This window comes from Yoonia sp. 72 (assembly GCF_034652275.1).
GTDB lineage: Bacteria > Pseudomonadota > Alphaproteobacteria > Rhodobacterales > Rhodobacteraceae > Yoonia.
In genome coordinates this window covers 65,992-87,650 of record NZ_JAXIWG010000002.1, presented here as the reverse complement: position 1 = coordinate 87,650, position 21,659 = coordinate 65,992, and the positions used below count along the sequence as shown (strand labels likewise).

The window sequence follows — 21,659 nt, the reverse complement described above, 5'->3', positions numbered from 1 at the left end:
ATTTGGGGGCAGACTGCAGCATCCCCGATCATGAAAGGTGCCGCCTGATGTCCGACCAATCGCCCCGCCTGTCCTTGCCGTTCATCCTGCCCGCACAGGCGCAAAAGCATGTCACTCATAACGAGGCGATAGAACTGCTGGACCTGATCGTACAGCTGACGCTGGAATCAGTGACAGACACCGCACCACCTGCTGCGCCGGTCGAAGGGCAGGCATGGGCGGTGCCCGCGGGGTCCACAGGGGGCTGGGCGGCGCAGGATGGCATGATTGCGACATGGCGGGGCGGGGGGTGGCTGTTTGTCGCACCTGCCGACGGCTGGGTGGCCTGGGTTGTGGATGTGCAGTCTTTGCATGTGCTGGCCGGGGGCGTCTGGGTGCCGCAGGACGATCTGCAAAACCTGCCGGGCGTCGGCATCAACAGCACCGCCGATGCGGTCAACAGGCTGAGCCTGCGGGCGACGGCGGCCCTGTTCGACAATGAAGGTGCGGGCCATCAGATCAAGATCAACAAGGCGGCGGCGACCGATACGGGGGCGGTTCTTTTCCAGACAGGCTATGGCGGGCGGGCCGAAATCGGGCTGGCGGGCAGTGACGATTTCAGCATCAAGGTATCGCCCGACGGCACGACATGGCGGCCCGCGATGACGATTGCCGCAGCGACAGGGCGCGTGGAACTGGCAGAGGGCCTTGGGCTGAGGCCCGGTGCCGCACCCGCCGCCGCTGATGCGGGCGACATCTATTTTGATTCTGCAACTGCAAAGCTGCGCTGTTTCGACGGGACGATCTGGCACGACCTTTTCTAGACCGCGCAGCCCCCGACCACCCAAGGACGCAGGATCAGCGATGGTCCTGCGTTTCGCGTTTCTGCGTCGAATTTAACAGAAAAATGACAGAAATCCGGGCAAAGCGCGGCTGGCCTGCGTCACGCGGTCTTTATCGGGGCCTGCAGGTCCGATTCTTACGGCATGGCGCTTGCGACACCATAGGACGTCTGCTACATCGCGCAGGATTTTGACGCTTTCGTGTGAACGAAGGCCTAATGAGCTGCCCCTTTGCTGCCCTTTTCTCGGGCGTCGTAAAGCCGGGCCCAAGACATCGGAAGGGTGGACGTGTCCGAAACTGCTGGTATCTCCACAGGCATCGCCGCGCGCTATGCGACGGCCGTGTTTGACCTCGCCAAGGAAGGCAAGGACATCAAGGCATTGGAAACGGATGTCGCGGCGCTGCAAGCCGCCATCAGCGACAGTGCGGATTTCCGGACATTGCTGACATCGCCGCTATACAACCGCGACGAACAGGGCGCGGCTGTTGTGGCCATCGCGAAAAAGATGGGCCTGTCGGCCACGGTCAGCAACGTGCTGTCCTTGCTGGCGGCCAAACGGCGGTTGTTCGTGCTGCCGCATATGCTGGCTGTCCTGCAGGACCGTCTGGCCGAAGAGCGCGGCGAAATCACCGCCGAGGTCACGACCGCAAAGTCCCTGACCAAGGCGCAGACCGAGAAACTTGCCAAAACCCTTTCGGGCCAGGTCGGCAAGACCGTCACCATCAAGCAAACCGTCGATGAAAGCATCATCGGCGGTCTTATCGTAAAAGTGGGCTCCCGGATGATCGACACGTCGATCGCCTCCAAGCTCAATGCACTCCAGAACACCATGAAAGAGGTCGGATAATGGCGATCCAAGCGTCGGAAATCTCTGCGATCCTGAAGGACCAGATCAAGAACTTCGGTCAAGAAGCCGAAGTGGCCGAAGTCGGCCGTGTGCTGAGCGTCGGCGACGGGATTGCCCGCGTCTACGGGCTGGACAATGTGCAGGCCGGTGAAATGGTCGAATTCCCCGGCGGTATCCGCGGGATGGCATTGAACCTCGAAACCGACAACGTCGGTGTCGTGATCTTCGGGTCCGACCGCGAGATCAAGGAAGGCGATGTCGTCAAGCGGACCAAGTCCATCGTGGACGTGCCCGTCGGTGACGAACTTCTGGGCCGCGTTGTGGATGGTCTGGGCAACCCTCTGGATGGCAAAGGTCCGGTGAAAACCACCAAGCGCGCCATCGCGGACAGCAAGGCCCCCGGCATCATCCCGCGCAAATCGGTGCATGAACCAATGGCAACCGGCCTGAAATCGGTCGACGCGATGATCCCGATTGGCCGTGGCCAGCGCGAATTGATCATCGGTGACCGCCAGACCGGTAAAACCGCTGTGGCACTCGATACGATCCTAAACCAGAAATCGTACAACGACGCCGCCACCAACGAATATGACAAGCTTTATTGCGTCTATGTCGCCATCGGCCAGAAACGGTCCACCGTGGCGCAGCTGGTGAAAAAGCTCGAAGAATCCGGTGCGATTGAATACACGATCGTCGTCGCAGCTACCGCATCCGACCCGGCGCCGATGCAGTTCCTTGCACCCTATGCCGCCACCGCAATGGCCGAGCATTTCCGTGACAACGGCCGCCACGCGCTGATCATCTATGACGATCTGTCCAAGCAGGCCGTGTCCTACCGCCAGATGTCGCTCTTGCTGCGCCGCCCACCAGGACGTGAAGCCTATCCTGGCGACGTGTTCTACCTCCACTCGCGCCTGCTGGAGCGTTCGGCAAAGCTGAATGAAGACAACGGTGCCGGTTCGCTGACCGCGCTGCCGATTATTGAGACCCAAGGTGGCGACGTGTCCGCGTTCATTCCGACGAACGTGATCTCGATCACCGACGGCCAGATCTTCCTTGAAACCGAACTGTTCTATCAGGGCATCCGCCCTGCCGTGAACACCGGTCTGTCGGTGTCGCGCGTGGGTTCCTCTGCCCAGACCAATGCGATGAAATCCGTCGCCGGTCCGGTCAAGCTGGAACTGGCACAGTACCGCGAAATGGCGGCATTCGCGCAGTTCGGGTCCGATCTGGACGCCGCCACCCAGCAGTTGCTGAACCGTGGTGCGCGCCTGACCGAGCTGATGAAGCAGCCGCAGTACGCGCCGCTGACCAATGCGGAAATCGTCTGCGTGATCTATGCCGGCACCAAGGGTTACCTCGACAAGATCCCCGTCAAGGAAGTCGGTCGCTTCGAGGCTGGTCTGCTGAAATACCTGCGGACCACCGGCAAGGACGTGCTGGACATGATCACCAAGGAAGATCCGAAGATCAAAGGTGACGCCGAAGCCAAGATCAAGGCCGCTCTGGACGCATACGCCGCCGACTTCGCGTAATCCTAAGATAAGGAGACGAAAACGTGCCTAATCTTAAGGATCTCAAGAACCGGATCGCGTCGGTCAAGTCGACCCGCAAGATCACCAAGGCCATGCAGATGGTCGCGGCTGCAAAACTGCGCCGCGCCCAGGATGCGGCCGAGGCGTCGCGTCCTTATACTGAACGGTTCACCGCCGTGATGGCGCAGCTTGCGGCATCGGTGGGCGGGTCGGATACCGCGCCAAAACTGCTGTCGGGGACCGGCAGCGATCAGGTGCATCTGCTGATCGTGATGACCGCCGAACGCGGTCTTTGCGGTGGTTTCAACAGCAACATCACCAAGCTGGCGAAAATCCATGCACAAAAGCTGCTCGGCCAAGGCAAGACCGTCAAGATCCTGACGGTCGGCAAAAAAGGCCGTGACGCGCTCAAGCGGGAATTCGGCAGCTATTCGGTTGGCCATATCGACCTGTCGGCGGTCAAGCGTGTGGGCTATATCAATGCGCAGGACATCGCGCGCGATGTGCTGGCCCGTTTCGACGGCGGTGAATTCGACGTCGCGACGATCTTTTTCGCGCGGTTCGAAAACGTCGTGACGCAGCACCCGACCGCACAGCAGATCATCCCCGCCAAGTTCGAGCAGAACGCCGATGCGGATGTGACCTTGTACGAATACGAACCCGGTGAAGAGGAAATCCTTGCCGATCTGTTGCCGCGCGGCGTGGCCACGGCGATTTTCAGCGCGCTGCTGGAAAATGCCGCGTCCGAGCAAGGCGCGCGGATGTCCGCCATGGACAACGCGACCCGCAACGCGGGCGAGATGATCGACAAGCTGACCATCCAGTACAACCGTTCACGTCAGGCCGTCATCACGAACGAGCTGATTGAAATCATTTCGGGCGCGGAAGCGCTCTAGACCCCGGAGAAAACCACTATGGCAAATGCAAAAGGCAAGATCACGCAGGTCATCGGCGCTGTCGTTGACGTGCAGTTCACCGATCACCTGCCCGAGATTCTGAACGCCCTGATCACCGACAACAACGGCAAGGAACTGGTGTTGGAAGTCGCGCAGCACCTGGGTGAGAACACCGTCCGTGCCATCGCGATGGACAGCACCGAAGGTCTGGTCCGCGGTCAGGAAGTGATCGACCAGGACAACACGATCACCGTGCCCGTGGGCGACGCCACCCTTGGACGCATCATGAACGTGGTCGGTGCCCCCATCGACGAAAAAGGCCCCATCGGCGAGACCGAGCGCCGCTCGATCCACGCGGATGCGCCCCCGTTCGAAGCACAGTCCACAGCCTCCGAAGTGCTGGTCACCGGGATCAAGGTCATCGACCTGCTGGCCCCTTACGCCAAAGGCGGTAAGATCGGCCTGTTCGGCGGTGCCGGTGTGGGCAAGACCGTTCTGATCCAGGAACTCATCAACAACATCGCCAAGGTGCACTCGGGCTATTCCGTGTTCGCTGGCGTGGGTGAACGGACCCGTGAAGGCAACGACCTTTACTACGAATTCATCGAATCCGGCGTTATCAACATCGACGACCTGACCAAATCCAAAGTGGCGCTGGTCTACGGCCAGATGAACGAGCCACCAGGTGCGCGTATGCGCGTCGCCCTGTCCGGTCTGACCATGGCGGAATCCTTCCGTGACCAGTCCGGCTCTGACGTGTTGTTCTTTGTCGACAACATCTTCCGCTTCACACAGGCCGGGTCCGAAGTGTCCGCGCTCTTGGGCCGTATCCCGTCTGCCGTGGGCTATCAGCCGACACTGGCGACTGACATGGGCCAGATGCAGGAACGCATCACATCGACAAAATCCGGTTCGATCACATCCGTGCAGGCGATCTATGTGCCTGCCGATGACTTGACCGACCCTGCGCCAGCGACCTCGTTCGCGCACCTCGATGCGACCACCGTTCTGAACCGTGCGATCTCGGAAAAAGGGATTTATCCCGCCGTTGACCCGCTCGATTCCACATCCCGCCTGCTGGACCCCGCCATCGTGGGTGAAGAGCATTACCGCGTGGCAGCCGACGTGCAGAACATGTTGCAGCGTTACAAGTCGCTTCAGGACATCATCGCCATCCTCGGGATGGACGAACTGTCCGAAGAGGACAAGCTGACCGTGGCCCGCGCACGCAAGATCGAACGCTTCCTGTCGCAGCCTTTCGACGTGGCACAGGTGTTCACCGGTTCGCCCGGCGTTCAGGTGCCGCTGGAAGACACGATCGCATCGTTCAAGGCCGTGGTTGCGGGCGAATACGATCACTTCCCCGAAGGCGCGTTCTACATGGTCGGTGGTATTGAAGACGTGAAAGCCAAAGCCCAGAAAATGGCCGCCGCCGCCGCATAAGGAGCTGCCGATATGGCAAATGTCCAATTCGATCTCGTCTCGCCAGAGCGCCGTCTGGCCTCTGTCGCGGCGAGCGAGGTACGCATTCCCGCAACGGAAGGCGACATGACCGCGATGGCAAACCACCTGCCAACGATCACCACCCTGCGCCCCGGCGTCTTGGTGGTGGTCCATGATGGCGGCGCGGACGAATATGTCGTGTCCGGCGGTTTTGCCGAAATCAACGCAGAATCCGTGTCGGTTCTGGCCGAACAGGCGCTGCCCAAGGGCGAAGTCACGCAGGCGATTTACGACCAGATGGTCGCCGATGCGGAAAGTGCACTGAAAACCGCGCAGGCCGATACATCGGGCGACGGCGGCAAGGCGGTTGATGCTGCCAAGGCGCTGTCCGACACCGTGGCCATCGGCGCTGCAATCGGTCTGACCGCGCGGGCCTGACCCACGTTAGCCCAAAAACAAAGGCCCCGCACTGCGGGGCCTTTTGCATTTCAGCGGTGTTTATTCCGCTGCATATAGCCCTTCATAGATCGGACCCAGCGTCTTGTGGTCGAACAGTGACGACACCGAAGTGCCGTTGGCGGTGTTCAGGATCGCTTGGGCGAACATCGGCGCGGTCGGCACGATGCGGATATTCGCACAGGCGCGCGCGGCGGCGGTGGGCGCGATCGTATCGGTAATCACCAGCGTTTTCATCACGGATTTGGAAATCCGGTCCACGGCAGGCCCCGACAGGACGCCATGCGTGATATAGGAATGCACCTCGCGCGCGCCATTCTCCATCAGGACCTCGGCGGCCTTGCACAGCGTTCCGGCCGTATCGACGATGTCGTCGACGATGACGCAAACTTTGTCCTTCACTTCGCCGATCACGGTCATTTCGGCGACTTCACCCGGTTTGCCGCGCCGCTTGTCCACGATGGACAAAGGCGCATTGATCCGCTGCGCCAGATCGCGCGCGCGCGCGACGCCGCCCACATCGGGCGACACGACCATCACGTCATCCATCACGTCGCGGAAATGGTGTTTGGCATCCAGCGCATAAATCGGCGAGGCATAGAGGTTATCGACCGGAATATCGAAAAAACCCTGAATCTGCGTGGCGTGCAAATCCAGGGTCAGGATACGTTCGATGCCAGCTTCGACCAGCATATTGGCCACCAGTTTCGCGGTAATCGGCGTGCGCGCCTTGGACCGGCGGTCTTGGCGGGCATAGCCGAAATAGGGGATCACGGCGGTGATCCGTGCCGCCGACGACCGGCGCAGCGCATCGGCGATGATCAGCAATTCCATCAGGTTGTCATTGGCGGGGTTCGAGGTCGGCTGGATGATGAACATATCCTCGCCGCGGACGTTCTCGAACACTTCGACGAAAATCTCGCCGTCGTTGAACCGCTCGACGCGGGCATCGACAAGGCTGACCTCGCGGCCACGGTGCATTGTCATGCGGCGCGCGATGGCCGTGGCCAACGGCAGGTTCGCATTCCCACTGATTAACTTGGGTTCCATTATCATCGGCATGGGAAGGGTCCTTTGGCAGCTGGGGACAAGACGCGACGGTCACAGATTCGTAGCGTTGACACCGACTAGCACAGGCGTACCGTCGCGCATAGATTCCGCCGAGCCAAGGATAGCCAAAATGCCGCATATCGACCTCTACTTTGCGACCATGTCGCCCTACACCTACCTGTGCGGCCTGCGTCCGGCCGAGATTGCCCGCAAACACGGCGCAACGATCACGTACAAGCCGCTCGATATCATGGGGTTGTTCGGCCGCACGGGCGGTGTGCCGCCCAAGGACCGGCATCCGAATCGTCAGGCGTATCGACTGCAAGACCTTGAACGCCGCGCCAAGGTGGCGGGGCTGCCGCTGAACGTGAAACCCGCCTTTTGGCCGACGAATCCTGCGCCATCCTCTTTTGCGATCATCGCCGCACAGGCGACGGGCGCCGATGTCGGCGGGCTGGTCCATGCGATCACCCGCGCCTGCTGGGCCGAGGACCGCGACATCAGCCAGGACGACGTGATCCGCGATTGCCTGAAGGCGGAAGGGTTCGACCCCGCGCTTGTGGACCGCGACATGATGACCAGCGCCGATACCTATGCGCAAAATCTTGAACATGCCGTGCTGGCGGGGGCCTTTGGTGCGCCGTTCTTCATCACCGATACCGACGCCCGTTTCTGGGGCGAGGATCGCCTGACCGATCTGGATCTGCACCTGTCCGGCAAGATTTGATGCACAAGGTGACTGTCGGCCATGGCGCGCCTGTCGTCATGGTCCATTGCATGCTGGCGCGGCATGAAAGCCTGCTGCCGCTGGCGGGGGCTATCGGCGGGCAGGCCACGCTGTTCGATCTGCCGGGCCACGGGCGCAGCCCCGATTGGGACGGCAGCCGGGATTATCAGGCGCAGGCGGTGGCTTGGGCGGCTGCCTGTTGTGACGAGCCTGCGCATCTGGTCGGGCATTCGTTCGGCGCGACTGTGGCTTTGCGGCTGGCCGTGGAACGGCCCGATCTGGTCAACCGCCTGACCCTGATCGAACCTGTCTATTTCGCTGCCGCCCGCAGCACGCCCGAACATGCCGATCACGCAGCAGGGTTCCGCCCGTTTCTGGATGCGATGGCGCAAGATGACCATTCCGACGCTGCCCGCCATTTCAACGCGCTGTGGGGTGCGCAGCCATGGGACAGGCTGCCGCCGCGCACGCAAGGGTATCTGATGGACCGCATCCACCTTGTCACCGCCAGCAGCAGCGCGATCGAGGATGATCCGGCAGGGATCACGTCGGCGCAGGTCCTCGCCAAGGTCGCGATCCCCGTCACCCTGATCCGGGGTGCCGACAGCCCGCCTGTCATCGGGGCGATCCATGCCGCGCTGGCGCAGCGGGTGCCTGATGCGACAGATCACGTGGTCGCGGGGGCGGGGCATATGCTGCCCTTGACCCACACCGCCGAAGTCGCCGCCCTTATCCGTGCAGCAGATCGAGGAACTGGCTGACGCCATCCGCCGTCATCGACCAGTCGGTGACCAGTCGGGCGGTCAGCATCTCGTCCGCGTCGCCGTGATCGGGGTCGCCGGACATAACGTAATAGACAGCGCCCGCCGCCAGCATCCGCTGATGGTCGCGGCGGGGCATGTCGAAAAAGATGATATTGGCGGCGGGGTCGAACAGCATCCGCGCCGTGTTGTGCTGCCGCAGCCCTTCGGCCAGTTGCGCACACCGCGCATTGGCCGCGCGTGCCATGTCGAGCCACAGCCCGTCGGCCAGATAGGCCTGCATCTGCGCCGACAGATAGCGGTGCTTTGACAGCAGATGCCCGCCACGCTTGCGGCGCAGCTCGAATTCCCATGCCAGCTTGGGGTCAAAAATCACGCAAGCCTCGACGCCTAATGCGCCGTTCTTGGTGCCACCGAAACTGACCGCGTCGATGCCCGCTTTCCACGTCATCTCGGCAGGGGTGCAGCCGAGGGCCACCAGCGCATTGGCAAAGCGCGCGCCGTCCAGATGCGTGGGCAGGCCGAATGCGTGCGCCACATCGGTCAGCGCCTTGATCTCGTCCAAGCTGTAAACGGTGCCCTTCTCCGTCACCTGTGTCACTGACACAGGCCCCCGCTGGGGTCCGTGGACGCCGCGCGTTTCCTCGCCCTTGATCTTGGCGCGCAGGGCGTCCGCCGTCATCTTGCCCGCCGTGGCAGGCACCAGCGACAGCTTGGCCTGCGTGTAGAATTCGGGCGCGTTGCATTCATCTTCGTGGATATGGGCGACATCGGTGCAGAAAATCGTCTGCCACGGCTGGCACATGGTCGCCAGCAGCAGCGAATTGGCGGATGTGCCGTTGATGACCAGATAGACCGCCGCCTTGGGGGCTTCGAACACGTCGCGGATTTGCTGGCGGACCTCGGCCATGATGGGGTCGGCGCCATAGCCCAAGGCGTAGCCGGAATTGGCTTTGACCAAAGCATCCATCACTTTCGGATGCGCGGGGCCTGCGTTGTCAGAGGCGAAAAACATCTATAGCGGCTCCTCGATGATATACTCTTCCCAGTCGTCTTCATCGACCTCGAATTCGGGGATGGTCATGCCCTGCACCGACACGCCCGCGCGATGCACGGACTGCGGATCGCCCGACACCAGCGGATGCCAGTCGAAGAGGTCGCGCCCTTCGGCCACAAGGCGATAGGCGCAGGTCTGCGGCAGCCAGTACATGTTGTCGGCCAAGGTCTTGGGCGTCAGCACGATACATTCCGGCACGAACTGGTGGCGGATCGCGTAGTTGGCGCAAAGACAGCTTTCGTTGTCGAGCAGACGACAGGCGACGCGGGTCATAGCAACCTCGCCCGTGTCCTCGTCCTCGAGCTTGTTCAGGCAGCATTTGCCGCAGCCGTCGCAGAGCGCTTCCCATTCCTGCTTGTTCAGCTTGTCCATCGGCTTTTTGGCCCAGAACCGCGGGGCAAGCCCGCTGCGGGGGATGTCAGCGGACATGGGTCAGGATGTCCCGCGCTTGGGCGCAATCGGCGTCCATCTGGGTGATCAGCGCATCAAGACTGTCGAATTTCAACTCGGGCCGCAGATAATCGACCAAGGCCACTGACAGATGCGTGCCATAAAGATCGCCCTTGAAATCAAAGATGAAGCTCTCGCAATTCGGCACGTTTTCTCCGAACATCGGACGTACCCCGATGGATGCGGCACCGGAATATGTCCCCTTGAACGGCCCTTCGAGCACATCGACCTTGACGGCATAGACCCCGAATTTTGGCGGATGCAGCCCGCTGATCGACATATTGGCGGTGGGATAGCCCAGTTCGCGCCCGCGCTGGTCACCACGGATGACCGCGCCTTCGATCCGGTGCCAATGGCCCAGCATCGCGGCGGCATCGCGCGGGCGGCCATCGGTCAAGGCCGCACGGATCGCGGTGGAGGAGATGTTGACGCCATCAATCGCGGCCAAGGGGGCAATCGTCACGCCAAACCCCATTTCAGCGCCAAAGGCCTGCAGATCCTCGACCGTGCCTTTGCGGTCCTTGCCGAAACAGAAATCGGCACCGACGACGACATGCACCAGACCCAGCTGGTCATGGATGATCTTTTGCGCGAAATCGCGGGGCGTCAGGCTGGCAAGGGCAGCGTTGAACGGCACTTCGTACAGTTTTTCGATGCCGAGTTTTGCCAGTCGGTTGGCGCGGGCTTCGGCGTTCATCAGGCGGAACGGGCCGGTGTCGCGGCCAAAATAGCTGCGCGGATGCGGCTCGAATGTCATGATCCCCAAGGGCGCACCGCTTGCTTTTGCCGCAGCGCGCGCAATGTCGATCACCGCGCGGTGGCCCAGATGCACACCGTCGAAATTGCCGATGGCCGCGGCGGCACCGCGGTCGGCAGGATCAATGAAAACGCTGTCGCGGATGATACGCATAAAGCTGCGTATCCCGACGGGCCAAGGCGTGCAAGATCAGTCGAACTTGCGCGACGGAGCCAGCACGGTGGCATCGCCTGTCAGCACCTTTTTGTTGTTGACGATGCAGCGCGTGTTCATCGTCACGCGGCGGCGGGAATGGTCGATATCGGTCACCTCTACCTCTGCCGTGACCAGATCGCCGGGGCGGACGGGGGCAAGGAATTTCAGGCTTTGCCCCAGATAGACCGTGCCGTGGCCGGGCAGCTGTTCCCCGATCACCGCCGACACCAGCCCTGCCGTCAGCATCCCATGCGCGATGCGCCCGCCAAAGATGGTGTCCTGCGCGTAGTCTTCGTCCAAATGGACAGGGTTCCGGTCGGTCGACACCTCGGCGAACAATTCGATATCACGGTCGGTGATGACCTTGGACAGCGACCGGACCATGCCGATTTCGATGTCTTCGATGCAGATCGTGCCGCGCGGTGCGTTGTCCAACATGTCCGGTCCTTCAAGTAACAAAAAGTCATCTAAAAGATAGATATTGAAACTTTATTACTTTGCGGATGCAGAAAGATCAAGAGGCCTAGCGCAGGAAACCGATGGAATAGGTGGCGGATGTCTGCGCCGTTTCCAGAAAACGCGCTAAAGCCGCGGGTTCGGGCTGCGTCGTCGTGCGGGTTTCTTCTGCCGCAAGCCCGCCGGTGATGAACAGCGAATCGATCTCTTCCTGCATCGCCCCCAGAATGTCGGTATGCACACCGTCCCCGATGGCGATGATGCGCGGGTCTTCGGGCAGGTCGGCCAGTTTGGCCATCCTGCGCCGCGCAAGATCATAGATCGGCGGATGCGGCTTGCCGAAATACAGGCTCTCGCCGCCCATTTCGGTGTAGAGCGCGGCCAGTGCGCCTGCGCACCATTCGCGCACCTCGCCGCGGTCCACGACGATATCGGGATTGGCGCAGAGCAGTTTCAGACCTTTTGTCTTGGCATAGAGGAAATCGGCGCGGTTCACGGCGATATCGGCAAGCGGGTCGAACGGGCCGCAGCAAACGATGCCTTCGGCCTGATCCAGTGGCACAGTTTCAATCGTTACCGGATTGTCGATGATCCGCAGGGGCGTGAAAAATTCGTCGTCGCGCGGGCTTTCGCCCATGAAATAGACCTTTTGCCCGACGATCCCGCGAAACATCGCAGCGCGCGCGCTGTCGCCCGATGTGGCGATGGCGTCCCATGCATCTTCGGGCACGCCCATCTCGGAAATCTGCCGCGCCACGGATTCCCACGGGCGCGGCGAATTGGTGACCAGCACGACCTTGCGCCCCGCTGCGCGAAAGGCGCGCATCGCTGCGACGGCGTCAGGAAACGCGCTGATCCCGTTGTGCATGCATCCCCAGAGATCGACAAAGGCCATATCGTATTGGTCCGCGATTGCGGCAAAACTCTCGATAATCCGGGTCATGGCGGGCCTTTACAGGGTCAGGGCAGGAATGATCTGCAGTTTGCGGCTCATGATGCCGGGCAGGACGACAGTATCGCCGTCCACGGTCGCGCCGAATGATTTTTCCGCCAGTGTTTTCGTCAGATCGTTGGGGACCAGCATCGTGGCTTCTTCGTTCAGGATATCGACGATGAACAACAGCACCTGATCGACACCATCGGCTGTGGCTACGCCGGGCATGGCGGCCATCAGCGATTCCTTGCGGTCAAGCAGCACGCGGGGCGACGTGGTTTCAAGAACGGAGACGCGGAATTTGGTGCCCGACACCTCGTATTCCTTGCTGTCCATGCGCAGCAGTTCCTCGTCGGAAAAGGCGGACACATCGGATTTCGCCGCGAACATCTCATCTGCATAAGCGTTCAGGTCGACCCCCAGATCGGCGGCCAGTTTCTCGGCCAGTTCCTTGTCCACGGGTGTCGTGGTGGGCGACCGGAAGGCAAGCGTGTCGGACAGGATGCAGGACAGCATCAGACCCTTGATGCCTTCGGGCATGTGGCCTGCGTGATCGCCCATCATCTGGTGCATGATCGTCGCGGTGCAGGCCAGCGGGCGGATCGTGATGTTGATCGGGGCTTTGGTCTCCAAGCCCCCGACCAGTTTATGATGGTCGATGATCGCCACGACATCCGCAGCGTTGATGCTGGCAGGCAATTCGGCGGGGTTGTTGGTGTCTACGATCACGCATTTCTGGCCAGCCTCCACATCGGCGATGACCTCGGGCAGATCGAAACCCCAACGCTTGGCGACAAAGGCAGCCTCGGTGTTGGGTGACCCCAGCAGGGCAGCCTTGGCAGGGATGCCGGTGTGGTTGAGGAACCATTCCCAGATCAGCGGCGATCCGGTGCTGTCGGTGTCGGGGGATTTGTGGCCGAAAACGAGCGTTGTCATGAACAGGACTTTCATTGGATGCGGATTTGGGGCGTATATAGAAGCCTCGGCAGGCAGTGTCACCCCATGCAATCCTTGTTATAGGGGCGTTTGATGACAGTTGTGCAGGTGCCCGCCATGTCCCCCACAGCCCCGCGAGAGGCCGATCTTTATCCCCCCGTCAAAGCCTATCTTGAGGCGCGCGGCTATGACGTCAAAGGCGAGGTGGGGGCCGCCGATATCGTCGCACGGCGCGGTGATGACCTGCTGATCGTCGAATTGAAACGCGGCTTCACCTTGGGGCTGTTCCATCAGGCGGTGGACAGGCTGGCGCTGACCGATCTGGTCTATGTCGCGGTGCCGGCAGGCGGGCAGGCCAAGGCGCTGGCGGCGAATGTCAAACTTGCGCGGCGGATCGGGTTCGGGGTGATGACGGTGCGCCTGCGCGACGGGTTCGTCGAGGTATTGGCCGACCCCGGTCCCTATGCAGCACGCACGTCGAAGCCCAAGCGCGCGCGCCTGTTGCGCGCCTTCGACCGCTTGCAGGGCGATCCAAATGCAGGCGGTGCCACGCGCCACGGCCTTGTCACCGGATACCGGCAGGATGCCTTGCGCTGTGCGCGGTTTCTGGCGGTGCATGGCGCGTCACAGGGGGCAAAGGTCAAGACATGGGCCGAGGTGCCGCAGGCCACGCGGATCATGGCCGACAACCACTATGGCTGGTTCACGCGTGTGGCGCGCGGTGTGTTCGACCTGACACCCGCAGGGCGCAAGGGTCTGGCCGATTACGGCGATGAACTGGACGGGTAAGGTCAATAACGGCGGACGATGTCCCACCCGTCGTTTTCCAGCAGTTGCAACACCCCGTCATTGCCGATCAGATGCGCCGCCCCGAAGGCCGCGACGATGGTGTCATTTTCGGCCATCGTCTGCGCAATCACGGGCATCCAGTTACGGTTGCGCTGGATCAGCAGCATGTCTTCCATCTCGGCAAAAAGGGCGGCTCCGGTTTCGGGGTCAAGGCCCGGTGTATCGGCGACCGCGATCCGCGACATTTCCCACAGCCGTCCGACATCATTGCTGAAATAGCTGTCGAGCATGGCGACGAACATCTGTTGCTGCGTATCGGGGCTGACAAGGCTGAGGCGCAGCATGTCGATTTGTTCTTCCATGCTGCCGGTCTGGAACATCTCGAACAGGGTGGTGAAGGATTCGAGCGCCTGCATCGGGATGTCGTTCGCGGTGGCCAGATCGCTGATCATGCCGTCCAGCCCTTCGATCCCCATCGCAAGATCCATCATCGCGCAGGGCGGGATCGCCAGCATCAGTGACAGATACCAAGGCTGCATCTGTGCTGCCATGAAACCGGGCACGCCACGCTCGCTTGCGGCGCTGGACAACGCGCCCCATGTTTCGGCGTCCAGTAGGTCGGGCAGGGTCGGCCCCTCGGTGATCAGGAACATACCGGGATCGTTCACCAGCATCGCCTCGAGCGCGCGCTGGTCGTCCGGTGTTGCTTCAAGCAGGACGACATCCGCGGCCATCACGTCATCGGCGACCATCTCGAAGATCGGCTCCAGCCTTGGGTCGTAGATATGCATCGTGCCGACCACGGTAATGACCTGCCCGTCGCGGGTCGCATCCCAGATCAGACCTTCGGCATAAGGCATATCGGCGGTCGCTGCATCCAGCTGGACACGCTGGTCATCGCTCAGCAGGTCGAAGTAGCTGGTGCCGACGCATTGCGCCGTTGCATGGCCAGCCGTCAGCAGCAAGGCTGTGGCAGCAAGAACACGTCGGAGCATCGCGTCATCCCTTCATCGTTGCACAGCGGTCAGTGTAGGAGACGCCTTGTGCGGGTCAATACCCGCAGGACCGGCTCACGGCCCAAAATGCCGCCGCCCGGCGCCGCTGTCGTCGATCCTGCAGAAGTTAGCCGCGTGAACCCGAATCTGTGCATTGCATGCCCTTGCACGATCAAGGATGATCGGGCATCCGTCGCATACTGGCCGTTCCGGCGCCACCCAGAAGAAACCATTTTGACATCCGCAAAGTAGACCATGCGCATCCTGTTAGTCGAAGACGAGCCTGTGTTGGCCCAGCAGATCAAGTCGGTCCTTTTGACCGAAGGCTACGCTGTCGATATCGCCTCTGACGGGATCGAAGGCGAAAAGCTGGGTCTGTCGCAGCCTTACGATACTGTCGTGCTTGATATGGGCTTGCCGGGGCGCGACGGGATGCTTGTCTTGAAGAACTGGCGCGGCGCTGGCATGCGCGCGCCTGTCCTGATCCTGTCGGCGCGTGACGGTTGGACCGACCGGGTGGACGGGCTTGATGCGGGGGCCGACGACTATCTGACAAAACCGTTTCAGATGCCGGAACTCTGCGCCCGTCTGCGTGCGATGATCCGGCGCAAGTCCGAACAGGCGAACCCTCTTTTTGAACGTGACGATGTGGTGTTCGATTCGCGCACCAATCAGGTCATGGTCGCAGGTCATGGCGTCAGCCTGACCGCGCAGGAAATGGCGGTGCTGTCCTATCTATTCCACAACGCGGGCCGGCTTGTGTCGCGCACAGAGCTGTCGCAGCACATCTACCAGCACGATGGCGAACGCGAATCGAACACGATTGCCGTTTTCATCAACAGGTTGCGCAAGAAATTGGGTGACGGGCTGATCGACACCGTGCGCGGGCGGGGCTACGTCATCAAATCCCCCGAATGACGTCGCTGCGCGGCAGGGCGGTGATCGGCGGCATTCTTTGGGCCGCCGTGACGATCACGCTGGGCTTTGCGGGGCTGCAATCCTTCATTGATCAAGGCGCAGAGCAGCGGTTCGACGAATTGCTTCTGGCGCGCCTTTCGCAGGTTGCCACCGCTGTCGAGAACGTTGCCGAAACGCCGGAGGCCATTCAGACGGCCGTGGGTGATCCTGTTTTCACGCGCCCGATGTCGGGTCTTTACTGGCAGGTCGAAGACGAGTTCGGGCAGGTGTTCCGGTCGGAATCGCTGGGACAGCAAAGCCTGCCACGCCCGCAGATGCTGGCCAGCGAGATCGTCACGGACAGCTATCCCGGACCCTTGCGTGATCCGGTGCGCGGGATGTCGCGGACCTTGACGCTGGCCGATGGCAGTATCTGGCATGTGCAGGTCGCGACTTCGATGCGCAGCCTGCAGCAGGAACAGGCCCAGTTGCGTGAAATCATGCTAACCGCCTTTACCTTTGTGGTCGTCATCGGAGTCGTGGGTGCTTTGTTGCAGGTCACCGTCGCCTTGCGCCCCATCGAAAAGCTGCGCCGCGATGTCCAGCAGCGCTGGACCAGCGAAGGCGGGCTGGACCACGGCAAATACCCCGAGGAAGTAGCACCCCTGGTCTATGACATCGATACCCTCCTGACCCGCAACCGCGAGATTGTGCAGCAATCGCGCAAACAGGCGGCCGATCTTGGCCATGCGATCAAGACGCCCGCTGCAATCATGCGCAACGAGCTGGACGCGCTGGCGCGGCAGGGACAGCCGGTGGGCGACGCAATTGCGGCGCTGGACCGGCTTGATGCGCAGCTCAAGCGTGCCTTTGGCCGGATGCGTGCGCAGACCGGGATTGCCGCCCTTCCTGCCGTGACCGACATGGACCGGTCGTTTGGGCGGATGGTGCGGGCCTTCACCGATATGGCCGCACAGCGGGGACTGACCGTCACAGCCAGCTATCCACCCGGTCAGCGGCTCCGGATGGACCCGACCGATCTGGAAGAAGTGCTGGGCAACCTGCTGGACAATGCGTTGAAATGGGCAGGCGGCGCGATCAGGCTCAGTGCCGTGGCCGGATCTGACGATGTGACCATCACGGTCGAGGATGACGGCCCGGGCATCCCGCCCGACCAGATCGCCCGCGCCATGAGCAGTGGCCAGCGGCTCGACAATGCCAAGCCCGGCACCGGCCTTGGCCTGTCGATCACGGCGGACTTGCTACAGGCCTATGGCAGTGCGCTGACGCTGGACAGATCGGCGGATATGGGCGGGTTGCGCGCGCGTTTCCGCTTGCCGAGCGTCCCTGTGCAGGGTTGACATGCAGACGCTTTGGGCTTGCATGGGGCGGTGAGCCCGCCGCAAAGCCAAAGGAGTGGCGATGTACCGACTGGTCGTGACCCTGATCTGGGCTGTGCTGCTTTTCAGCGGCTATTGGTTTGCGGCATCCCAAGTGTTGCTATCGGGGCCTGACAGGGCGGCGGGCGTACTCGCGCGCGACGGCGTTGATCTGCGCTATGGATCGGTGGCGACCACGGGCTTTCCCGCGCGGTTCGAGATGGCTGTGACGGATGTTGAACTGGCGCATGCCGATTGGACGTGGCGGGGTGCACGGTTGGATGTGCAGGCCGACAGCCTGCGCCCGTTGGCGGTGAACGTGACCTTGCCGCAGGAACAGACCCTGCGCTTCGCAGGCCAGACCCTGCGCGTGACAAGCGAGGACTGGCAGGCCGAGGCGTCGGTCCGGCCCACGGCAAGGTTGTCCTTTGACAGTGGTAGCCTGCGGATGGGGCGCACCGAAGTCATGTCCGACGATGGCTGGCAACTGGCTCTGCGCCGCCTTGATGCGACCCTTGATCTGGTCGGTGATCAGGGCGCCCGGTATGACGCAAGGATCGTCGCCGAAGACATCGCTTTGCCCGATGTTTTGCGAGACCGGATCGACCCGCAAGGGCTGCTTGGCGCGCAGGTTGCATCGCTTAGCGGTGCCGGGCGGATGACCCTGTCCCGCCCGCTCGACCGTAACCTGCAAGGCCGGTTTCCCGATGTGGACCGTCTGGCGCTGGAAGACCTGCGGATCGCTTGGGGGCCGGTCACGGCGCAAATGGCGGGCGAGATCGCGGTTGATGCTGCGGGTATCCCCACGGGGCAGATCACGCTGCAGACACGGCAGTGGAAGGCTGTGGTCGATCTGCTGATCGCCGCCGATGTCATTGATGCGGGCATTGCCGAAACGGTCACCCGTCTGGCGGGCTTTATGGCCGACGCGGACGGGATGCTGACGATTCCCGTGGCCTTTCAGGACGGCGTCACGCTGGTCGGTCTTGTCCCCGTTGGTCCTGCGCCGCGCCTGCGTTAACTGGTCCCGAACAGCCCTGTCAGCGCGCGGCGCACCAAGGTTGTGACCGACGGGCGCGGGCTGGCGTGAAACGGCAGCGGGCGGCAGACCTCGATCGCCGCAACGCCGACGCGGGCGGTCAGCGCGCCATTCACGACTCCCTCGCCAAAGCGGCGCGACACCTTGGCAAGGATACCGCCCCCTGCGATGGTCCCGATCAGGTCGTCACCCACGGCGAGCGCGCCTGTTGCCACCAGATGCGCCAGCACCCCGCGCGTCAGCCGCCAACTGCCCAATGTGCCTGACCTGCCACCATAGATTTCCGCGATCCGCCGGATCATCCGCAGGTTCGCTGTCAGCGCGGTGATCAGATCGGCCAGCGCCAGCGGCACAAAAGCCGTGACCATCGCGACCTGCCGTGCGGCGGCTTCGACCTCGCGCATGGCGCGCTGGTCGAGCGGTTGCAGCACCGTGGTTTCCGCCAGCCCCAGCAGCGCGTCTGCATCCAGCATATCGCCCTGCCGCTGCGCCAGTTCCGCCTTGCCCCAAGCGGTGTCGTCGCGTCCGGCATAAAGCCGTTCCAGCGCGCCGATCACCTGCCGCGCGCCTTTCAGGTCGTTGCCGACCAGCGCATCCCGCGCGCTGATTTGCAGCGCATCAAGCTTGCGCAAGCGACTGAACGCCGACAATTCGCGCAGGCCGATGATGACCAGCACCAGCAGCAGCAGGCCTATCAGGACAGTCGCGATCCAGCCCAGCACAGGCGCGCGCGCCAGCAAGCCGGTGACGTAATCCCACGCCGCCAGCGACACGACAAAACCTGTCAACAGCAGGGCAAGGCTCCAGAACCAGCGCGCGAGCGGCGATGGCGGGCGGCTTGCCACCACAGCAAGGCGCTGCATTGCGGCGCCCTGCACCTCGTCGGGGACGGCGGGGGCTGTGTCGGGGCGGGCAAGATCCTGCCCGTCAAGGTCGATCAGAACGGGCCTGCGCGTCATAGCCTGTCCCCCAGCAGGAACTGCGCCGCCTTGTCGAGCCGGATATGCGGCGGCCCGTCACCGGGGCGCAGGGTCAGGCGGGCAGGCGCGAAATTCATCACGCTGTAATCGGCATCAAGCCACTTGTCCGCGCCTTCGCGGGCGGGGGCCAACAGATGCGCAGGGTCGTCAGGCAGTTTGCCCGGATAGAACGCCGCCTGCTTGCCGCCGTCCAGCAACCGCCCCCGCACGACATCCAGCGGGCCATCCGCATGATCCACGGTATCCTCGACCGTGGTGCGCAGGGCGGCAATCGCCATCGCGGCGGTCTGTGCGCCGGCGAAATCCGCACGGTCGCGCGCATCGCGCAGCAGGGCCTGCGTGATTGCGGTCAACTGTGGATGCTGCGAATGGTGCAGATGGTCGGCCTTGGTCGCGGCGAAGAGGATCTTTTCCACCCGCCGCCCTTTGAAGATCCGCGTCAGAAAGGCGTTGCGCCCAGGTTTGAACGCCGACAGGACGGCGGCCATCGCACGGCGCAAATCCTCCAGCGCGGCGGGCCCCGCATGGATCGCGCCCAACACATCGACCAGCACGATCTGGCGGTCGATCTTGGCGAAATGGTCGCGAAAGAACGGGCGCACGATATTGGCCTTGTAGCTGTCGAACCGCCGCGCCATTTCGCGCCCCAATGATTTGCGCGCGAACCCGTCGCCCGGCAGCGGCGCAAAGGTCAGCACGGGCGATCCGGCGAGATCACCGGGCAACAGGAACCGCCCCGGCGTGCAGTCGGAAAACCCCGCCTCGCGCGCGGCGTTCAGATGCGCGGTAAAGCTGGCGGCAAGTGCGGTCGCCTCTGGCTCTGACAAAGCCGCATTCGCATCGGTCTGTCCGGCCAGCGCCAGATAGGCATCACCCGCCGGCCTGCCCTTGGCGCGGGCAAGGGCTGCCTTGGACCATTGCGCATAGGTCAGGTCAAGCAAACCAAGGTCCAGCAGCCATTCCCCCGGATAATCCACAATGTCGATATGCACGACACGCGGCCCCGACAGCCCCGACAGCAACCCACCCGGCTGGACCCGCAGCGACAGGCGCAATTCGCTGATCTGGCGGGTGCCTTCGGGCCAGCTTGGGTCAGGCGCGGTCAGGCGGGCAAGGTGGGTTTCATAGGCAAAGCGCGGCACGGTATCGTCGGGCTGCGGTTGCAGAAAGGCGGTCTTGATCGCACCATTGGCCGCAGCGGTCAGTTGCGGCATCCGCCCGCGATCCATCAGATTGGCGACCAGCGAGGTGATGAACACCGTCTTGCCAGCCCGCGACAGGCCAGTCACACCCAGCCGGAGCACGGGGTCGGTGAAAGGGGCGGTCAGCGTGCTGGTCACACCTTCGACGCGTCGTGTGATCTGATCGGCGATATCGGCGATGCCCAAGACCGGCCCTTTCCATTGTTCCCAGACAGATAAGCACAGAGTGCTGCGATGTGTAGGGATTGATTTTGCGCGCCTGCCCGCCTAATCGGGATCTCATGCCGCGTTATGCCCTTCTTGTCGAATATCACGGCGCGCCTTTTGCGGGATGGCAGCGGCAGACCAGCCTGCCGTCGGTGCAAGGCGCGATCGAGGCGGCTTTGGCCAAACTCGAACCCGGCCCCCATACCATCGCCGCCGCAGGGCGCACCGATGCGGGGGTCCACGCGACAGGGCAGGTGGCGCACTGCGATCTTGCGCGCGACTGGGACCCGTTCCGTCTGTCCGAGGCGCTGAACTACCATCTTAAGCCTGATCCGGTCGCGATCCTTGACTGCGCGCGGGTTGCCGACGACTGGCACGCGCGGTTCGACGCGGTGGAACGGCAGTATCTTTTCCGCCTGCTCTCGCGCCGCGCGCCGCTGACTTCCGAGGCGGGGCAGATGTGGCGGGTCAATCACGCATTGGACGCAGAGGCGATGCAGGCGGGGGCGGATCACCTTTTGGGCCAGCACGATTTCACGACCTTCCGCTCGTCGATCTGTCAGGCGAAAAGCCCTGTCAAAACGCTGGACGCATTGCGCATCGAGGTCGTGCCGCGCGCTGTCGGCACCGAATTCCGGTTCCATGTGCGCGCGCGGTCGTTCCTGCACAATCAGGTCCGCAGCTTTGTGGGCACGCTGGAACGGGTGGGCGCGGGCGCTTGGCAACCCGATGATGTCGCCCGCGCACTGGCTGCGCGCGACCGCGCCGCCTGCGGGCCGGTTTGTCCGCCAGAGGGGCTGTATCTGGCGGGCGTGCGCTATCCGACCGACCCGTTTACGCGGCGCTGA

The 21,659-nt window shown here is 62.7% G+C and carries 23 protein-coding genes; 13 read left to right on the top strand and 10 right to left on the bottom strand.

What is annotated here, in order from left to right:
- The first annotated feature begins 47 nt into the window (after positions 1-47).
- From VCK47_RS09050 to VCK47_RS09025, 6 genes are all read left to right on the top strand, one after another.
- The gene (locus VCK47_RS09050) at positions 48-803 is read left to right on the top strand and encodes a DUF2793 domain-containing protein (protein ID WP_322890767.1); all 756 of its coding nucleotides are present in this window, start codon (positions 48-50) and stop codon (positions 801-803) included.
- A 306-nt stretch (positions 804-1,109) separates the two neighbouring features.
- Positions 1,110-1,670 carry a F0F1 ATP synthase subunit delta gene (locus VCK47_RS09045; protein WP_322890766.1) on the top strand — a complete coding sequence of 187 codons (561 nt, stop codon included), beginning with the start codon at positions 1,110-1,112 and terminating at the stop codon, positions 1,668-1,670.
- Positions 1,670-3,205, top strand: coding sequence for a F0F1 ATP synthase subunit alpha (gene atpA / locus VCK47_RS09040; protein ID WP_322890765.1), 1,536 nt, complete (start codon positions 1,670-1,672; stop codon positions 3,203-3,205). Before VCK47_RS09045 ends, atpA begins: the two co-directional genes overlap by 1 nt.
- Before the next feature lie 23 nt (positions 3,206-3,228).
- Entirely contained in the window at positions 3,229-4,101 is an 873-nt protein-coding gene (locus VCK47_RS09035; RefSeq protein ID WP_322890764.1) for a F0F1 ATP synthase subunit gamma, read from the top strand.
- Positions 4,102-4,119: 18 nt separating this feature from the next.
- Positions 4,120-5,544 carry a F0F1 ATP synthase subunit beta gene (gene atpD, locus VCK47_RS09030; RefSeq protein ID WP_322890763.1) on the top strand — a complete coding sequence of 475 codons (1,425 nt, stop codon included), beginning with the start codon at positions 4,120-4,122 and terminating at the stop codon, positions 5,542-5,544.
- A 12-nt stretch (positions 5,545-5,556) separates the two neighbouring features.
- The gene (locus tag VCK47_RS09025) at positions 5,557-5,982 is read left to right on the top strand and encodes a F0F1 ATP synthase subunit epsilon (RefSeq protein WP_322890762.1); all 426 of its coding nucleotides are present in this window, start codon (positions 5,557-5,559) and stop codon (positions 5,980-5,982) included.
- A 60-nt stretch (positions 5,983-6,042) separates the two neighbouring features.
- Here the strand turns inward: VCK47_RS09025 and VCK47_RS09020 are convergent, their stop codons facing one another.
- On the bottom strand, positions 6,043-7,062 hold the full coding sequence (locus tag VCK47_RS09020; RefSeq protein ID WP_322890761.1) for a ribose-phosphate pyrophosphokinase: 1,020 nt from the start codon (positions 7,060-7,062) through the stop codon (positions 6,043-6,045).
- A 118-nt stretch (positions 7,063-7,180) separates the two neighbouring features.
- On the opposite strand from VCK47_RS09020, the gene VCK47_RS09015 reads away from it, so the two are divergent.
- Both VCK47_RS09015 and VCK47_RS09010 read left to right on the top strand, forming a co-directional pair.
- Entirely contained in the window at positions 7,181-7,777 is a 597-nt protein-coding gene (locus VCK47_RS09015) for a 2-hydroxychromene-2-carboxylate isomerase (protein WP_322890760.1), read from the top strand.
- Positions 7,777-8,538: an alpha/beta hydrolase gene (locus tag VCK47_RS09010; protein ID WP_322890759.1), complete on the top strand. Its 762-nt coding sequence runs from the start codon at positions 7,777-7,779 to the stop codon at positions 8,536-8,538. The genes VCK47_RS09015 and VCK47_RS09010 overlap by 1 nt, the downstream gene beginning before the upstream one ends.
- On the opposite strand, the gene VCK47_RS09005 is transcribed toward VCK47_RS09010, so the two are convergent.
- The 6 genes from VCK47_RS09005 to VCK47_RS08980 form a co-directional block, all read right to left on the bottom strand.
- The gene (locus tag VCK47_RS09005; RefSeq protein WP_322890758.1) at positions 8,507-9,553 is read right to left on the bottom strand and encodes a threonine aldolase family protein; all 1,047 of its coding nucleotides are present in this window, start codon (positions 9,551-9,553) and stop codon (positions 8,507-8,509) included. The genes VCK47_RS09010 and VCK47_RS09005 overlap by 32 nt on opposite strands.
- Entirely contained in the window at positions 9,554-10,024 is a 471-nt protein-coding gene (locus VCK47_RS09000; RefSeq protein WP_322890757.1) for a YcgN family cysteine cluster protein, read from the bottom strand.
- Positions 10,014-10,955 (bottom strand): bifunctional riboflavin kinase/FAD synthetase, encoded by a 942-nt coding sequence (locus VCK47_RS08995; RefSeq protein WP_322890756.1) that lies wholly within the window; start codon positions 10,953-10,955, stop codon positions 10,014-10,016. Before VCK47_RS08995 ends, VCK47_RS09000 begins: the two co-directional genes overlap by 11 nt.
- Positions 10,956-10,991: 36 nt before the next feature.
- Positions 10,992-11,435, bottom strand: coding sequence for a MaoC family dehydratase (locus VCK47_RS08990; protein ID WP_322890755.1), 444 nt, complete (start codon positions 11,433-11,435; stop codon positions 10,992-10,994).
- An 85-nt stretch (positions 11,436-11,520) separates the two neighbouring features.
- Positions 11,521-12,396, bottom strand: a complete 876-nt coding sequence (locus VCK47_RS08985) for a TIGR01459 family HAD-type hydrolase (protein WP_322890754.1) — start codon at positions 12,394-12,396, stop codon at positions 11,521-11,523.
- Between the two features lie 9 nt (positions 12,397-12,405).
- On the bottom strand, positions 12,406-13,323 hold the full coding sequence (locus tag VCK47_RS08980) for a manganese-dependent inorganic pyrophosphatase (RefSeq protein WP_322890753.1): 918 nt from the start codon (positions 13,321-13,323) through the stop codon (positions 12,406-12,408).
- A 93-nt stretch (positions 13,324-13,416) separates the two neighbouring features.
- Between VCK47_RS08980 and VCK47_RS08975 the strand changes: the two genes are divergently transcribed.
- A complete protein-coding gene (locus tag VCK47_RS08975) occupies positions 13,417-14,112 on the top strand; it encodes a DUF2161 domain-containing phosphodiesterase (protein ID WP_322890752.1) in 696 nt (231 codons plus the stop codon).
- Positions 14,113-14,114: 2 nt separating this feature from the next.
- On the opposite strand, the gene VCK47_RS08970 is transcribed toward VCK47_RS08975, so the two are convergent.
- Positions 14,115-15,107, bottom strand: coding sequence for a TraB/GumN family protein (locus VCK47_RS08970; protein ID WP_322890751.1), 993 nt, complete (start codon positions 15,105-15,107; stop codon positions 14,115-14,117).
- Between the two features lie 255 nt (positions 15,108-15,362).
- On the opposite strand from VCK47_RS08970, the gene VCK47_RS08965 reads away from it, so the two are divergent.
- The 3 genes from VCK47_RS08965 to VCK47_RS08955 all read left to right on the top strand — a co-directional run bounded on the left by VCK47_RS08965 (position 15,363) and on the right by VCK47_RS08955 (position 18,404).
- Positions 15,363-16,025 carry a response regulator transcription factor gene (locus VCK47_RS08965; RefSeq protein WP_322890750.1) on the top strand — a complete coding sequence of 221 codons (663 nt, stop codon included), beginning with the start codon at positions 15,363-15,365 and terminating at the stop codon, positions 16,023-16,025.
- A complete protein-coding gene (locus tag VCK47_RS08960) occupies positions 16,022-17,365 on the top strand; it encodes a HAMP domain-containing sensor histidine kinase (protein WP_322890749.1) in 1,344 nt (447 codons plus the stop codon). Before VCK47_RS08965 ends, VCK47_RS08960 begins: the two co-directional genes overlap by 4 nt.
- Before the next feature lie 61 nt (positions 17,366-17,426).
- Positions 17,427-18,404 carry a DUF2125 domain-containing protein gene (locus VCK47_RS08955; RefSeq protein ID WP_322890748.1) on the top strand — a complete coding sequence of 326 codons (978 nt, stop codon included), beginning with the start codon at positions 17,427-17,429 and terminating at the stop codon, positions 18,402-18,404.
- Here the strand turns inward: VCK47_RS08955 and VCK47_RS08950 are convergent.
- Positions 18,401-19,381: a TIGR01620 family protein gene (locus tag VCK47_RS08950; RefSeq protein WP_322890747.1), complete on the bottom strand. Its 981-nt coding sequence runs from the start codon at positions 19,379-19,381 to the stop codon at positions 18,401-18,403. The two genes, VCK47_RS08955 and VCK47_RS08950, sit on opposite strands and share 4 nt — an antisense overlap.
- The gene (locus tag VCK47_RS08945; RefSeq protein WP_322890746.1) at positions 19,378-20,790 is read right to left on the bottom strand and encodes a YcjX family protein; all 1,413 of its coding nucleotides are present in this window, start codon (positions 20,788-20,790) and stop codon (positions 19,378-19,380) included. The genes VCK47_RS08950 and VCK47_RS08945 overlap by 4 nt, the downstream gene beginning before the upstream one ends.
- A gap of 95 nt (positions 20,791-20,885) precedes the next feature.
- Between VCK47_RS08945 and truA the strand changes: the two genes are divergently transcribed.
- Positions 20,886-21,659, top strand: a complete 774-nt coding sequence (gene truA / locus VCK47_RS08940) for a tRNA pseudouridine(38-40) synthase TruA (RefSeq protein WP_322890745.1) — start codon at positions 20,886-20,888, stop codon at positions 21,657-21,659.

What these genes read in the sequence shown, in the direction of transcription:
- VCK47_RS09050 (WP_322890767.1), top strand. Translation starts at nt 48, where the DNA reads ATGTCCGACCAATCGCCCCGCCTGTCCTTGCCGTTCATCCTGCCCGCA.
- atpA (WP_322890765.1), top strand. Translation starts at nt 1,670, where the DNA reads ATGGCGATCCAAGCGTCGGAAATCTCTGCGATCCTGAAGGACCAGATC.
- atpD (WP_322890763.1), top strand. Translation starts at nt 4,120, where the DNA reads ATGGCAAATGCAAAAGGCAAGATCACGCAGGTCATCGGCGCTGTCGTT.
- VCK47_RS09025 (WP_322890762.1), top strand. Translation starts at nt 5,557, where the DNA reads ATGGCAAATGTCCAATTCGATCTCGTCTCGCCAGAGCGCCGTCTGGCC.
- VCK47_RS09020 (WP_322890761.1), bottom strand. Translation starts at nt 7,062, where the DNA reads ATGCCGATGATAATGGAACCCAAGTTAATCAGTGGGAATGCGAACCTG.
- VCK47_RS09015 (WP_322890760.1), top strand. Translation starts at nt 7,181, where the DNA reads ATGCCGCATATCGACCTCTACTTTGCGACCATGTCGCCCTACACCTAC.
- VCK47_RS09010 (WP_322890759.1), top strand. Translation starts at nt 7,777, where the DNA reads ATGCACAAGGTGACTGTCGGCCATGGCGCGCCTGTCGTCATGGTCCAT.
- VCK47_RS09005 (WP_322890758.1), bottom strand. Translation starts at nt 9,553, where the DNA reads ATGTTTTTCGCCTCTGACAACGCAGGCCCCGCGCATCCGAAAGTGATG.
- VCK47_RS09000 (WP_322890757.1), bottom strand. Translation starts at nt 10,024, where the DNA reads ATGTCCGCTGACATCCCCCGCAGCGGGCTTGCCCCGCGGTTCTGGGCC.
- VCK47_RS08995 (WP_322890756.1), bottom strand. Translation starts at nt 10,955, where the DNA reads ATGCGTATCATCCGCGACAGCGTTTTCATTGATCCTGCCGACCGCGGT.
- VCK47_RS08990 (WP_322890755.1), bottom strand. Translation starts at nt 11,435, where the DNA reads ATGTTGGACAACGCACCGCGCGGCACGATCTGCATCGAAGACATCGAA.
- VCK47_RS08985 (WP_322890754.1), bottom strand. Translation starts at nt 12,396, where the DNA reads ATGACCCGGATTATCGAGAGTTTTGCCGCAATCGCGGACCAATACGAT.
- VCK47_RS08980 (WP_322890753.1), bottom strand. Translation starts at nt 13,323, where the DNA reads ATGACAACGCTCGTTTTCGGCCACAAATCCCCCGACACCGACAGCACC.
- VCK47_RS08975 (WP_322890752.1), top strand. Translation starts at nt 13,417, where the DNA reads ATGACAGTTGTGCAGGTGCCCGCCATGTCCCCCACAGCCCCGCGAGAG.
- VCK47_RS08970 (WP_322890751.1), bottom strand. Translation starts at nt 15,107, where the DNA reads ATGCTCCGACGTGTTCTTGCTGCCACAGCCTTGCTGCTGACGGCTGGC.
- VCK47_RS08965 (WP_322890750.1), top strand. Translation starts at nt 15,363, where the DNA reads ATGCGCATCCTGTTAGTCGAAGACGAGCCTGTGTTGGCCCAGCAGATC.
- VCK47_RS08960 (WP_322890749.1), top strand. Translation starts at nt 16,022, where the DNA reads ATGACGTCGCTGCGCGGCAGGGCGGTGATCGGCGGCATTCTTTGGGCC.
- VCK47_RS08955 (WP_322890748.1), top strand. Translation starts at nt 17,427, where the DNA reads ATGTACCGACTGGTCGTGACCCTGATCTGGGCTGTGCTGCTTTTCAGC.
- VCK47_RS08950 (WP_322890747.1), bottom strand. Translation starts at nt 19,381, where the DNA reads ATGACGCGCAGGCCCGTTCTGATCGACCTTGACGGGCAGGATCTTGCC.
- truA (WP_322890745.1), top strand. Translation starts at nt 20,886, where the DNA reads ATGCCGCGTTATGCCCTTCTTGTCGAATATCACGGCGCGCCTTTTGCG.